Annotated in this window: 14 protein-coding genes; 10 read left to right on the forward strand and 4 right to left on the reverse strand. The window is 41.3% G+C overall.

The genetic code is table 11. From position 1 onward, the window contains the following. Positions 1-58: 58 nt before the first annotated feature. From RYH73_RS07825 to RYH73_RS07835, 3 genes are all read right to left on the reverse strand, one after another. Positions 59-862 (reverse strand): SDR family oxidoreductase, encoded by an 804-nt coding sequence (locus RYH73_RS07825; RefSeq protein WP_335312862.1) that lies wholly within the window; start codon positions 860-862, stop codon positions 59-61. An 84-nt stretch (positions 863-946) separates the two neighbouring features. Further along, positions 947-1,834, reverse strand: a complete 888-nt coding sequence (locus tag RYH73_RS07830; protein WP_335312863.1) for a helix-turn-helix domain-containing protein — start codon at positions 1,832-1,834, stop codon at positions 947-949. 51 nt (positions 1,835-1,885) lie between these two features. Further along, a complete protein-coding gene (locus RYH73_RS07835; protein WP_335312864.1) occupies positions 1,886-2,515 on the reverse strand; it encodes a nitroreductase family protein in 630 nt (209 codons plus the stop codon). A gap of 85 nt (positions 2,516-2,600) precedes the next feature. On the opposite strand from RYH73_RS07835, the gene RYH73_RS07840 reads away from it, so the two are divergent. From RYH73_RS07840 to RYH73_RS07875, 8 genes are all read left to right on the forward strand, one after another. Next, positions 2,601-2,999 (forward strand): winged helix-turn-helix transcriptional regulator, encoded by a 399-nt coding sequence (locus tag RYH73_RS07840; protein WP_335312865.1) that lies wholly within the window; start codon positions 2,601-2,603, stop codon positions 2,997-2,999. Positions 3,000-3,013: 14 nt separating this feature from the next. Then, positions 3,014-3,982 (forward strand): zinc-binding dehydrogenase, encoded by a 969-nt coding sequence (locus tag RYH73_RS07845; protein ID WP_335312866.1) that lies wholly within the window; start codon positions 3,014-3,016, stop codon positions 3,980-3,982. Between the two features lie 146 nt (positions 3,983-4,128). Beyond that, complete coding sequence (locus tag RYH73_RS07850) at positions 4,129-5,037, forward strand: helix-turn-helix domain-containing protein (protein WP_335312867.1); 909 nt, start codon at positions 4,129-4,131, stop codon at positions 5,035-5,037. 74 nt (positions 5,038-5,111) lie between these two features. Then, positions 5,112-5,954, forward strand: coding sequence for an SDR family NAD(P)-dependent oxidoreductase (locus RYH73_RS07855; protein ID WP_335312868.1), 843 nt, complete (start codon positions 5,112-5,114; stop codon positions 5,952-5,954). Further along, positions 5,921-6,691 carry an Atu4866 domain-containing protein gene (locus tag RYH73_RS07860; protein WP_335312869.1) on the forward strand — a complete coding sequence of 257 codons (771 nt, stop codon included), beginning with the start codon at positions 5,921-5,923 and terminating at the stop codon, positions 6,689-6,691. Before RYH73_RS07855 ends, RYH73_RS07860 begins: the two co-directional genes overlap by 34 nt. Positions 6,692-6,951: 260 nt before the next feature. After that, entirely contained in the window at positions 6,952-7,191 is a 240-nt protein-coding gene (locus RYH73_RS07865) for a hypothetical protein (RefSeq protein ID WP_013667637.1), read from the forward strand. Next, on the forward strand, positions 7,191-7,610 hold the full coding sequence (locus RYH73_RS07870) for a type II toxin-antitoxin system VapC family toxin (RefSeq protein ID WP_335312870.1): 420 nt from the start codon (positions 7,191-7,193) through the stop codon (positions 7,608-7,610). Before RYH73_RS07865 ends, RYH73_RS07870 begins: the two co-directional genes overlap by 1 nt. Positions 7,611-7,765: 155 nt before the next feature. After that, positions 7,766-9,562 (forward strand): MutS-related protein, encoded by a 1,797-nt coding sequence (locus RYH73_RS07875; protein WP_335312871.1) that lies wholly within the window; start codon positions 7,766-7,768, stop codon positions 9,560-9,562. Between the two features lie 38 nt (positions 9,563-9,600). On the opposite strand, the gene RYH73_RS07880 is transcribed toward RYH73_RS07875, so the two are convergent. Continuing rightward, positions 9,601-11,964 carry an ABC transporter permease gene (locus RYH73_RS07880; protein ID WP_335312872.1) on the reverse strand — a complete coding sequence of 788 codons (2,364 nt, stop codon included), beginning with the start codon at positions 11,962-11,964 and terminating at the stop codon, positions 9,601-9,603. Positions 11,965-12,508: 544 nt separating this feature from the next. Here RYH73_RS07880 and RYH73_RS07885 point away from each other — a divergent pair. Both RYH73_RS07885 and RYH73_RS07890 read left to right on the forward strand, forming a co-directional pair. Beyond that, complete coding sequence (locus tag RYH73_RS07885; RefSeq protein ID WP_335312873.1) at positions 12,509-12,742, forward strand: hypothetical protein; 234 nt, start codon at positions 12,509-12,511, stop codon at positions 12,740-12,742. Continuing rightward, complete coding sequence (locus RYH73_RS07890; protein WP_335312874.1) at positions 12,735-13,145, forward strand: putative toxin-antitoxin system toxin component, PIN family; 411 nt, start codon at positions 12,735-12,737, stop codon at positions 13,143-13,145. Before RYH73_RS07885 ends, RYH73_RS07890 begins: the two co-directional genes overlap by 8 nt. Positions 13,146-13,152 lie beyond the last annotated feature (7 nt).

The following is a 13,152-nucleotide window of genomic DNA, read 5'->3' on the forward strand; positions in this document are numbered from 1 at the left end:
AGACCTGGTCAGCTTGTAATAAGACTATCCGAATAGGGACCGACAGCATCTACCAAATTTACTTTATCAAGCTCCGAATATCATCTAATCGCCTTTGTAAGCCATCCTGAACATGTTGGACAGCTACTTTTCCGATTGGCAATCTAAACGGAGGCTGCGGATGATTAGCGCAATCCAAAATAGCTTGGACTACATCATGCACATCGTCCAATTCACCAAAGCCTGCATCGATAAACTTACGTAAATCATTAACGGCAGTATGCCGGTATACCTCTAAAGGAGGCGCTATGAACAAACTACTGCCAAAATTAGTTCCTGTGGGCCCTGGCTCGGCAATCGTAAATCTGATGTTAAACGTTTGTACATCCTGCGCCGTCGCTTCTATGAATCCCTCAATCCCCCATTTAGAGGCATGGTATAAGCTAAATCCCGGGTAGGCAATCTGCCCACCTTCTGAAGACACCTGTATGATATGCCCTCCATCTTGCTGCTGACGCATTATCGGAATCAGTGCTTTTATCAGTCGGATCGAACCTAATAAATTGACTTCAATTTGCTTCGAGATCTTGTCATCATCCAATTCTTCCGCCGCACCGAAGACACCCAAGCCCGCATTGCTCACCGCAACATCAATTTGCCCCATTTTCTCCAAAGCTGTTGCAACTGCATGATGAATGCTCTGTATATCTGTCAATTCTAAATAAGCCACATAGAGTTGCTTCGGATATTTATCGCGGAGTTCCGCCATTTGTTCCGTTTGCCGTAGTGTCGCAAAAACAGTATGCCCGGATGCCAATAAGTGCTCGGTAAGAATACGGCCAATACCGCTTGATGTGCCTGTGATAAACCAGTTCTTTGTCATAATTTTATACGTATTATTTACACGACAAAGTTCGTGGATCGTTAAGCCATTTTTTTACAGAAAGCAAACCATCATTTACGAAAATCAAACCTTTCGGTATTGCAACGGAGAAATGCCTTCATTTTTCTTAAAAAAACCGGAAAAGTGGCTGATTTCCTTAAACCCCAGCAGGTAGGCAATTTCCGAGATATCGATGGAACTATGCCTGATGAGCACACGTGCCTCCTGTAAAAACCGTTGTTGTATCAATTGGGTGGTCGTACTGCCCATGGTCTTTTTCAACACCCTATTTAAATAGTTTTCGTGAATAGCCAGCGTATGTGCAAAGTCTGCTGCATTTCGTAGAAGCACCTGCTGATTTTTCATTTCAATGGGAAATTGTCGCTCCAACAATTCCAAAAATGACCTGGTAATCCTACTCGCGGCTGCATCATGCTTATTGATCCGTATTTCATTCGTCGACACTTCATTTGCGCTGTGTAGCACCTCAAAAATCAGATTGCGTATCTTATCATACTTATGTTGATAATCCGATCGGAAGGCCTGATCCATTTTTTCAAAAACACGTTCAATTTCACGATATAATTCTTCGGTCAATTCAATCACATTATCCCCTTCAGGCTGAAACATCTGATAGGAATCAATATTGCCAAACTGATGAAAAAACTCTTTATTAAAAATACAATACACCCCACTGTGAGCATCAGCTCCTTTCGGAATCCAGTTGTAGGGATATAAAGGATTACCAAAAAACAAACCCAGCTTCTGAATTTCATAGGTTTTATCGGCGAGATGGATCGTATATTCACCGCGGAGCAAGTTGATTTTGTAAAAATCCCTTCGATTATAAGGAATAGGCTGAACGGCACAGGCATCCAAGTCGTGCACCCAGAATATATTGAAATTTCCCAAATCCTTATTCAGCACTTTATTTTGTGCAGCAAGAAAGTGGTTCATATCAATTCTTTTCATACCCCAAAATTACAAAAATCAAACCAACTTCAATAAAGTAAATCGCTTTTTTCACCCCACAAAAGCAGCAAATTCATCTATTGGTAAGCGCACTTTGGGCAAATCAACTAAATAGTCATTTTCCACATCACGATAGCCCAAGGAGAGCAGCACTACCGCATGCAATCCTTTCTCCTTCAATCCCAAAATTTCATCAAACTGCCGGGGATCAAAACCTTCCATTGGGGTAGAATCTACTTTCAGTTCCGCAGCCGCAAGCAAAGCCGTCCCCAGTCCGATATAAGCCTGTTTGCTCGCCCAGATCGCATTTGTTTCCTGCGCATTCGCGCTGAAATAGCCCGTCAGTTTTTCACGGAACTCATCCATCGCTCCTTCCGGTAAATTACGTTGCTTTTCAGCCATTTTTATATATTCCTCAATATAGGCAGTTGATACCTCATTGAATGCCGCAAACACTAACAAATGAGAAGAGTTCAGAATCTGCCCGTTAAAAGAACCTACACCCAGTTTGGCCCTTATTTCAGGATCGGAAATTACCAGGACGCGATAGGGCTGTATCCCACACGAAGAAGCTGTTAGGTTGATGGCTTCCAAAATTTGGTCAATTTTTTCGGCGCTTACTTTTTCATTATTAAATTTTTTGGTAGCATAACGCCATTTTAAATGATTAATCAGTTCCATTGTATAATTTTTTATGTGTTGTGGCGCAAAGGTAGAGGAGAAATGTTTAAATTTGACACCAAGTGACAAAAAGTAACAGTAACATTTGGGTAACCAAGGGACAACAATGAAATCAGAAGATCACCTAATAGAAGAATGTAGCCAGACGGTATTGGCCATTTATGACACCATGGAAATCTTAGGCGGCAAGTGGAAGGTGCTTATTATCGCTTGTCTGTGCTACCAACCCATGCGCTATTCCGAGCTATTGAAAAAGGTCCGGGGCATTTCGGGCAAGATGTTGAGCCGCGAGTTAAAAGAGCTCGAAGTTAATGGATTGATCAAACGAAATGTTTTAGCCACCTCGCCCGTTTCCGTGGCCTATGAAATCACGGAGTACGGAGAGTCATTAAAGCAATTAACGCAAGTTATTGCCGAATGGGGTATCCAGCATCGGGCCCGTATCCTCCAGAGCATGCAGCAGGAAGGACCTAAGCACAACTGATAAAAAGCAGAAAAATGAAGTTAAACAATCAAAGGAAAGTTATCCGTGTATCCGAAAAAGACGGCAAAAAGTTTTTAGCCTTACATAATGCCCCTACGGGAACGCGCGAAAAAGGTTTCCTATTAATTGACGTTGCCTATATTTCATTAAATTATGGTGAGGTGATCGATTCCCTGGAAAGCGGTACCGCTGGAGATCAACCGGGATGGGAATTTTCCGGTTTAGTGAAGGAGGCCGATGCGGACAGCTCTTTCAAAGAAGGCGATCATGTAGCGGGAATGATGCTAGGCGGCGCCTGGGCAAGCCAAGTGACAGTTGCCGAAAGTTTCGTCGCACGTGTTCCAACGGCCGTTTCTTTAGAGGTAGCCTGCTGCATTCCCATCACCGGATTAACGGCGTATATATCCTTATCAAAACAACCTCAAAATGACGGCCGGAACATACTGATAACCGCTGCTACGGGAAATGTCGGACGATTGGCAATTCAAATCGCATCCCACCTGGGAATAGAAGTGACTGCATTTGTCCAATCCCCTAAACGTGCAAACCAAATGTATGATTTAGGGGCTAACCATGTAGTAACTGATTGGGAAGAAGCCCGAAAACATATGCCCTTCGACAGAATTTTGGAAGGATTAGGCGGAGCCTCTCTCGGAAAATCTTTAGAACTATTGAGTTCGGGCGGCATTTGTGTATCTTTTGGCAATATACTAAAAGATCAAGAAGCCACATTTAATGTAGATCTTTTCAGAATCAGAGAAAAAGGTTTTGGAGGCACGATGTTATACGGTTTCTTTTTGGGCGAGGAATTATCTCGCCAAGCGGTATCTCCTATGCTTAACGAGCTGTTTCAATTGGTTGCCACAAACAAGCTTCAAGTAGATATCGCAACGTTAGATTCATGGGAAAATATCCAATCGATTGCTCTGCGGTTACTCCAAGGTGGTTTTAAAGGAAAAGTCGTTTTGAAAGTTGGTTCTTAGCCATCTAATTCATTCAGCCATCCCGCCCCAGTATCCACGAAGGTGCCCCACCTAATTTTGAAGTGGAAGCAACGCGATTACTTTGCAATGGAATAAACACGGGCAAACATCAAGGAAATCATGTTTGATTTTCGTAACTTCGCCTGATGGAGAAAACGCAATCAATAGAAGAATTCTACAAAAGCAAACTCAACTGGGTACCTGACAATATCCGTAGGGAGATTGGCCATTTTAACGTTTTCAAGTTGGATGATTTTGCAGGCACACATCCTAAACCCGTACCATACAGCAGAAAAGACTATTACAAAATCAGCCTGATTATCGGCAGAAATAAAATCTATTACGCCGATAAGGAAATCGAAATAAGCAAGCAGGCATTATTATTTGCCAATCCGCAAATACCCTATAATTGGGAATCGCTTGATGACGAACAATCCGGCTATTTCTGTGTGTTTACACCTGCCTTTTTTCACCATTTCGGAAACCTGAGTAAGTATGAAGTTTTCCAGCCTAACGGTACACCTATTTTTGAAATCAACGATGAGCAAGCTGAAAGCATCAAGCAGATTTACCTGCAGATGTTTGAAGAAATCAGCTCAGATTATGAACATAAATACGATGCATTAAGAAATTTGGTGTTTGCTATTTTACATCAAACCCATAAAATGAAACCCGCAAAAAAGATCGATAAGCAGGAAATCAATGCATCTCATCGAATATCCATCCTATTTCTGGAACTACTGGAAAGGCAATTTCCCATTGAGGACGTCAGACAACGCGTCCAATTCCGTTCCGCATCCGATTTCGCCGATCAACTTTCAATACACGTCAACCATTTGAGCCGAGCAATTAGGGAGACCACAGAAAAGACCACATCACAGATTATCGCTGAACGTTTATTACAGGAAGCTAAAATTCTGCTCACACAAACCACCTGGAATATATCAGAAATTGCCTTTGCCTTGGGTTTTACCGAAGTGACCCATTTCAACAACTTTTTTAAGAAACATTTGAACATAAACCCCACCCAATTCCGCAATGTTAGAATTTCGTAAGTTATTGTTAGCATTTCGTTAATTGTTCCGCAACCACCGCTTTAATTTTGTGTCATCATAAAAAATTAAAACATATGGACACAACAAAAAAAGTTTGGTTAGTTACCGGTGCTTCAAAAGGTTTAGGCCTATCACTGGTTAAAAAATTGTTAGCGCAGAACTATCGCGTAGTAGCCACTTCCCGCAACATCCAGTCATTAATCGCTGAAGTTGGTGAAGTATCAGACGTATTCCTACCACTGGAAGTCAGTTTAACAGACAATGAAAACGTAAAGGAAGGAATTGCCAAAAGCATCGCCCACTTCGGCCGGTTAGATGTCATCGTAAACAATGCCGGTTTCGGCCAAATAGGCACATTGGAGGAACTGACAGATGAAGAAGCGCGAAACAGTTTTGATGTCAACGTTTTCGGCTCGCTGAATGTCATCAGAAATGCCATGCCTTACTTACGCAAAAATAGGTCGGGGCATATCTTCAACATCGCCTCTGTTGGCGGCTTTTCTGGCGCATTTCCGGGTTGGGGCATCTATTGCGCCACTAAATTTGCCGTTGTCGGTTTTACAGAGAGCTTGGCCGAAGAAGTCAAAGGATTGGGTGTACATGCAACCGTTGTTTATCCAGGTTATTTCCGTACCGATTTTCTCGCCAAAGGGTCGGTAAAAACACCTCAGCATACCATTGAGGAGTATGAAGCTGCCCGCCAATCCCAACAGGCACACCTTAGCGACATAAATGGCAATCAGCCCAATGATCCGGAAAAGGCAGCAGAAGTATTGATTGCGATAAGCAAAGAAGAAAAACCGCCGGTTCATTTGTTTTTGGGTAGTGATGCCTATGATATCGTGTATAAAAAAGTAGATTTTATAAGCAGCGAAGTAGAGCAATGGAAAAGCTACACACTATCTACGGCGCTCTAACGATCGCACTCTTTCTTGGGCATGTTGTTTTTTCTGCAAATGCCCAAGAAAGGAAAGAGTCTGCTTTGCAAAAACAGTTAGACTTGGTTGCCCATCAGTTTAAGCAATGGGAAAATGGCACAGCGAGTTTCTTTGATCTGCTAGCGGATGACGTTAACTGGGAGGTTAGCGGACGGTCTCCCGTTTCCGGTGCTTATAAAGGCAAGCAAGCGTTTATGGAGCGTGCTGTAGCGCCCATTATTGAAAAATTGAAAGAGCCCTTAAAGCCAAAACTAATTAGTCTTACGGCAGACGACCGATTTATCTGGCTTCATTTCAAAGCACAGGCAAAAACCAAAACGAATACGATTTATGAAAACACCTACATCTGGAAACTGCAACTCAACGACGGGAAAATCATCCACGCGGTTGCTTTTTTAGACACGTATGAATTAGTTCAATTAATGCAAAACAATACAACAGTTATGAAAAAGACAATAGAAGAAACCAAAGGGTATATCGGCATGTGGGTAACGGCAGATGGACATATACGTCAAGAATTACTTCCCGGCAACCGTTATGACGAAGCTCGGGGAAGCCGTCTAAGTGCTTATCAGGGAGCCTATAAAGTAAGCGGAAATGAAATCTTTTATCGAGATGACACCGGCTTTACAGCGGACGGAACATTTGTTGACGAAAACACCCTGCACCACGGCGGCTACATTTTTTACAAAGAAGTAAAAGACGAAAAAGAGTAAACAGGAGCAGCACAACATTAGCGGCGATACATTTTTTCCATAGCCTCCCACTAACACTGAATGATTTTATCCATTTGTAATGGATATTATTTATGTATGTTGGGTATAACTCAAATTAATGCTATTTTAGCTATAAGGTGTGATAAATGAGCACGGCTTAGCCTTTCTTTGCTCTTCTGTTAGCCACATATGCCTGATTATTATAAGCATTTCGTGTAATGAATACTTTTCATTATCTTTGATTTAGTTAAATAAGTATTATGTCTACTGTTTCTAAGCATATCGTAAAGAGTTATTCCAACCTGTTTGATGGTTTAGATGCTGTTACTAAGTTGGAGTTGATAGAAAGCCTTACTAAATCTATAAGAAAAAACAAAGACACAAAAGAAACGGCTTTTTACAAATCATTTGGTGCATTTTCTTCCGGTAAAGAGGCAGAAACTTTAGTCGATGAAATTAGATCAGCAAGGAAATTTCGCAAAAAAGACATTAGTTTCTAATGCAGTACCTGCTAGACACGAGTATATGCGTTTTCTATTTACGTGGAAAACTGGATTTAGCTCGAATTATTAGAGAAAAAGGCAGGGAAAATTTTTTCATCTCAGAAGTAACTGTAGCTGAGCTACGTTATGGTGCTGAAAACAGCAGCAATCCAAAAAAATCACATAAGGCAGTTGACGGCTTCATTAATGGGCTATCAATCGTTCCTATATTCGGAGCTATCAATCGTTATGCAAAAGAAAAAGTTCGACTTCGTAAATTAGGAACGCCTCATCATGATGATTTCGACTTACTTATCGGTGTAACAGCAATTGAGTATGGATTGATATTAGTAACCGATAACACCAAACATTTCAACAAATTAGAAGATATCCAACTAGAGAACTGGTACCAAAGAACGTTAGGAACTTCCTTTTGATTCCAATTGTTGCGGTTGACCAAGACCTCAGGTATGAAGCAAAAATACCTGTTGCTCCCAATCTCAATATGATTCTAACAAATGAACTTTAAAATATTTTATCTATAAAAATTCATTTCCGTATCGCTATTTGATACACCAATGTCTCAAGGTCGATGAAACCAAATGCCCACATTGATTTACATACCCTTTATAGCACGCGTAGCAATGCCTTTTCTGAGAAGGAAAATCAATTTAAGAAAAAAGCGAATCGCTATGCTGCCTTGCGTTTGCTTTTTGGTATTTCTATAATAGTTGCCTTGTGGATGGCTATAACTTATTTAGCTATTAGTTGGCTTGCAGTCGTATTAGTCTCTACGGTAGTCTATATTGCATTGGTCTTCGCCCATGCAAAAGTCAATAAACGGCAAGTAAAATTCCGTCGTCTAAAAATGATCAATGAGGGGGAAAAATCTGCGCTGTCCGGAGATTACACATCTTTACCATCAGGGTCACCATATATAGATCACAATCATCCATTCACATTCGATATAGACATCTTTGGTGATCAATCGCTTTTCCAGTATGTTAATAGGACTTGTACTTCTTCCGGTGAACGCTTGCTTGCAAATAATCTTAAACACAAGATAGTAGCAATAGAAAAAATAATTGAACGACAGAAGGCCATATCAGCATTAACACCGCTTTTGGATTTTCGGCAGCAATTTATGGCAATCGGGGCTGATAATCCAGAAAAACCGGAGGACCTCTCGCAGCTCATGGCCTGGTTGGCATCTCCAAAAAGCACATTAAATCGGCCATTGATCTTTTTTCTTAGTTTCTTACTGCCTGCAATAACTTTCGCCCTTTTAATCCTTGCTTTGGCGGGGCTTGTCCCTTATGTAAGTCTGGTACTGTCTGTATTGATCAATCTTGCTTTCATACAGCTTTTTAATCATACTATAAACAAGACTCATGCAGTTATTTCACGTAAATACAACCTTTTACGAAAATATGCCTATCTATTAGGGCTCCTTAACGCACAAACATTTACCGATCCTTTTTTAACATCGTTATTAGAAAAGAGCGATCAAGCACAGGTTGGAGTAAAAAGACTATCCATCCTGATGAGTTTTTTTGATCAGCGCTTAAATGACCTTGCAGCAGTTGTACTAAATGGCTTCTTTTTATCCGATATTCATTGTATTGTTGGGCTCGACAAGTGGAAGAACAAGCATCGGGAATCAATGCCTTCATGGTTAGACAGCATTTTTATAGTTGACGAATTGAACTCATTTGCAAACTTCGCCTTTAATAATCCAAGCTATTGTTTTCCTCAATTTACTTCCTCCACTTTTATAGAAGCAAAAGGACTTGGGCATCCATTAATGAGAAAAAATGCCTGTGTGCTTAATGATTTCATTCCCTCGGATAAAGAGAAAGTCGTGGTATTAACAGGTGCTAATATGTCCGGTAAGAGTACGTTTCTGAGAGCAATAGGTATAAATACGGTACTTGCCAATTGCGGTGCGCCCGTCTATGCAACAAGCCTCGCTTTTAATAATGCGGAGGTTTATACCAGTATGCGCGTGATGGATTCACTGGAACAGAACACATCTTATTTCTACGCTGAACTTGAACGATTGTCCTTGATCATGAATAAACTCCGTAGCGGCCAGAAAATGATCATTCTTCTCGACGAGATTCTCAAAGGTACAAACTCAGCTGACAAACTAGCCGGGTCTATCGGTTTAATCGAAGAATTCTTACAGCACGACTGCCTATGCATTATTGCTACGCACGATCTGGATTTGGGTAAACTAGAAAGAAAGCATCCATCAATGGTAAGCAACTATTGCTTTGAAAGCCGTTTGGAAGCCAATGAGCTTTATTTCGATTACAAAATAAACAGGGGTATTGCGAAGAATAAAAACGCTACCCATCTGATGCAGAAAGCGGGTTTGATAAAGTAATCCAATTCTTCGCTTTACATCATAAGTTTCAAGTCCTATCACTCATCCTTCATACTGCTCACAGGGTTGGTGCGCGCTGCACGCACGGCCTGTGAGCTCACAGTAAGCAGTGCAATGGTGATAACAATACCTCCAGATAATACGAGCATCCACCATTGCATTTCTATACGGTAACTAAAGTCATTTAACCAAGTATTCATTGCCCACCACGCGATCGGTGAGGCCAATAAAATGGCAATAACAACCAGTTTAATAAAATCCTTAGACAACATGGTACTGATCCCTGTAACAGAAGCGCCCAATACCTTACGTATACCAATTTCCTTGATACGTGTTTCCGCGATATAAGAGGCGAGCCCAAATAAACCGAGGCAAGAAATACAAATGGCCAATAAAGAGAAAACAAGTGCTAACATAGCCGTCTGCTCTTGTTCGCGGAATTTCTCTGCATATTGCTGATCAACAAAATTGTAGGTAAAGGGATAGGCAGGGTTAAACTTTTTGACAATCTTTTCGATTCCCCGCAGATTTTCGGCCATAGAAAGTTGCGGATTATTGCGAATGACGATATTCATCATGAAATTTTTTGAAGCGCGTATCAACATCGGACTAATATCCCGATAAGGGGATGCAGTGATAAAATCTTTTAAAACGCCCACAATGGTATAGGTTTTATCTCCCCACTTTAAATATTTGCCAACAGGATTCGCTAATCCCATTGTTTTGACTGCCGTCTCATTCAGCATCACAGAGGCACTGTCTGCGGGTAATCTGGCAAAGTCCAGATCCCTTCCTCCCGTTAAAGTTAAACCCAAGGTGCTCACAAAATCGCTCTCCGCTTTTACAATGGTAAAAAAACTGTTCTTTTCCTGTTCCGGTGTAGCACCTTCCCAAGAGAAACTACCGCTGGCACTTGAGGCATCAATCGTAATCGGCCACCCGGTACGCGTCACTTGACTCGCCAAACCATTTCGCAACAGCTCCGCTTTGAAAACCTCATAATTGCCACCCATATCACCCTCGGCGGGGATCTCGATCAGCTGCGAGACATGATAACCTACGGTCCTTTTCCCGGCAAAATCGATCTGCAGACGGATCACCAAAGTTGCCGCAATCAGTACCACAGCAATGCCAAACTGCAAGACAACCAGTACTTGCCGCAGATTTATTCGACGCGGTTTAGCCACCATTCCTTTTAATGTTTTGATGGGTTTAAAAGCAGACAACACAAAAGCAGGATAGACACCGGCAAGAAATCCCGTTAACAGCATACTTGCAAAACCCACCCCCCACATGAAAGGATTCGTCCAATCCATTACAAGCGGTTTGTCCAGCAGACTATTAAACACCGGTAAAAAGAGTACAGTCAAACCCAGCGCGATGATACCCGATACAAAAGTTAAAAGAATAGATTCGGAGAGAAACTGTTGGATCAATATTTTTTTGGTAGCTCCCACTACCTTACGGACGCCTACTTCTTTACTGCGTTTTTGACTTCTGGCAGTCGCCAGATTCATAAAATTGATACAGGCAATCAGCAAGATGAGGAGCCCAATTCCGGTCACTAATCGTACCTGCTCAATTTGACCTCCCACGGAGACCCCGTTTTCAAAACGATTATAGAGATGCATCCTAGCCATGGGATAAAGAAATATCGAGCTCCCTTTGGCTTCAGATACTTTGGTTCGAACAAAGGGTTCCACTTTTTTGTTAAAGGCCCGTACATCGCTTCCCGCTTTCAGCTCAACAAAAGTATAATACGAATTCGTCTTCCAGTCTGTGCCATAGTTTTTTTCTCTTTCCGGCGTTATTTGCGTGAGGTAGCCAAAATTAAAATCCGTATAGCTGGGCAGCTCTTTCAACACAGCCGTCACTTTAAACGGTACTTTGCTATCGATGGTAATCGTCTTTCCCAATGGATCCTCCTTGCCAAACAGGCTCTTTGCCAAACTTTCTGTAAGCACAATGCTGGTGGGATCTTCCAATGCATGATTGGCAGATCCATGCAGCAATGGAAAATCGAAAATGCTCAGAAAATCAGCGTCCACTTCATTTCCATTAGATTTAATATTTTTATCTCCATAAGAAAAAAGGCGGTCTGAAGACCAATACATTCGTGCAGCATGCACCACTTCGGGATACTCCCGCTTAAGGCCTGCTGCTGCCGGACCCGAAGTAATATCATACACATTGACTTTCCCTTCGTTGTCGTTCCGATTCCACAGTTTATAAATATTATCCCTATTTGAATAGAAATTATCGTATAAGTGCTGGTTCTGTACCCATAATGCAATCAGCAATACAGCGGCCAGGCTCACAGCCAGTCCAATCATATTAATGGCGGTATAGCCTCTGTTCTTCAAAAGATTTCGCCATGCGATTTTAATATGGTTCTTGATCATACACTTATTTTTTTATCGTTATTTCCAATTTCTCTCAACGGAGTCTGATTTATACCGCTCTTAGCCCAATTCATCGCACCTTAAAGCCTTCGTAGTAAAATAGCGAAAGCCTGGTGTAGTGACAAAAGCTGTCCCAAAGGACATGCCACCAAGTCAATACACTAAAAAACAGGAAGTTACATTTTAACCGATAGCATACTTGTTCGAAAGCGTACAGTCGCTCGTTCATTACCGAACAACAGTGGGCTCTTAACTGAAGAGAAATAGTCGGACATTATTCTCTTCATAATATCGATGAATTAAATTCTGCAAGGAAGACAACCACTTCCATTGTTTCCTCATTTTAGCCCATATATAGTCTTAAATCCAGTATTAAAAGGCATTTATGCAAATCCACACCTTACTTGTACGCTTTTTAGGTTTCCCTTAGCTACCCTATCCTTCTGGGTAAACAAAGGGTACGAAAAAGGTAGAGAATGGGTAAAAAATAATCATTCCTTCGATTTTTCTTATCTTTGATTATCAAATTAGATAAGATACAACGATGAAAACCATATCAATACAAGTACCTCCTGCTTTAGCTTCCGCTTTTGAGCAGGCAGATCCAGACAGGAAACGAAAGGTTGAGATATATATTAATGCCTTTTTGAACGATTTTTTCAGCAATCAATCCGCTAATGAAAGGTTGTTTAAAACAATGAGAAAAGCGAGTGCAGAGGCGAAATCAAAAGGTTTTTCACAGGAAGAATTGGACAAGCTGCTGAACGAGGGTGAATAATTATTTTATATTCGACACGAATACCCTACTCAGTGCGTTATTCAACGAAGACTCTACTGCTGGTCTCGCATTAAAAAGGGCAAGAATTTCAGGCACCTTACTGGTTTCGGATGAAATTGTTGCTGAGTATATCATTGTTTTCTCTCGTGAAAAGTTTAATAGATGGGTAAAAATGGAAACCCGCATCGATTTCGTTGAAAATATAATCAGCAATTCCATTTCCATTAATCCTACGCAAACTATAACGGCATGTCGTGACCCAAAAGACGACAAATACCTCTCTCTTGCTGTATCCGCTCAGGCCTCTTGCATTATAACCGGGGACAAAGATCTGCTAGTTTTGCATCCTTTTGATAAGATACCCATACTTAATCCTACAAGCTTTCTCACTGTATATAAATGACATCTCA

The organism is Olivibacter sp. CPCC 100613 (assembly GCF_036959255.1).
GTDB lineage: Bacteria > Bacteroidota > Bacteroidia > Sphingobacteriales > Sphingobacteriaceae > Olivibacter.

Coding starts and splice junctions, on each gene's coding strand:
- RYH73_RS07825 (WP_335312862.1), bottom strand. CDS start 862: ATGACAAAGAACTGGTTTATCACAGGCACATCAAGCGGTATTGGCCGT.
- RYH73_RS07830 (WP_335312863.1), bottom strand. CDS start 1,834: ATGAAAAGAATTGATATGAACCACTTTCTTGCTGCACAAAATAAAGTG.
- RYH73_RS07835 (WP_335312864.1), bottom strand. CDS start 2,515: ATGGAACTGATTAATCATTTAAAATGGCGTTATGCTACCAAAAAATTT.
- RYH73_RS07845 (WP_335312866.1), top strand. CDS start 3,014: ATGAAGTTAAACAATCAAAGGAAAGTTATCCGTGTATCCGAAAAAGAC.
- RYH73_RS07850 (WP_335312867.1), top strand. CDS start 4,129: ATGGAGAAAACGCAATCAATAGAAGAATTCTACAAAAGCAAACTCAAC.
- RYH73_RS07855 (WP_335312868.1), top strand. CDS start 5,112: ATGGACACAACAAAAAAAGTTTGGTTAGTTACCGGTGCTTCAAAAGGT.
- RYH73_RS07860 (WP_335312869.1), top strand. CDS start 5,921: ATGGAAAAGCTACACACTATCTACGGCGCTCTAACGATCGCACTCTTT.
- RYH73_RS07865 (WP_013667637.1), top strand. CDS start 6,952: ATGTCTACTGTTTCTAAGCATATCGTAAAGAGTTATTCCAACCTGTTT.
- RYH73_RS07870 (WP_335312870.1), top strand. CDS start 7,191: ATGCAGTACCTGCTAGACACGAGTATATGCGTTTTCTATTTACGTGGA.
- RYH73_RS07875 (WP_335312871.1), top strand. CDS start 7,766: ATGAAACCAAATGCCCACATTGATTTACATACCCTTTATAGCACGCGT.
- RYH73_RS07880 (WP_335312872.1), bottom strand. CDS start 11,964: ATGATCAAGAACCATATTAAAATCGCATGGCGAAATCTTTTGAAGAAC.
- RYH73_RS07885 (WP_335312873.1), top strand. CDS start 12,509: ATGAAAACCATATCAATACAAGTACCTCCTGCTTTAGCTTCCGCTTTT.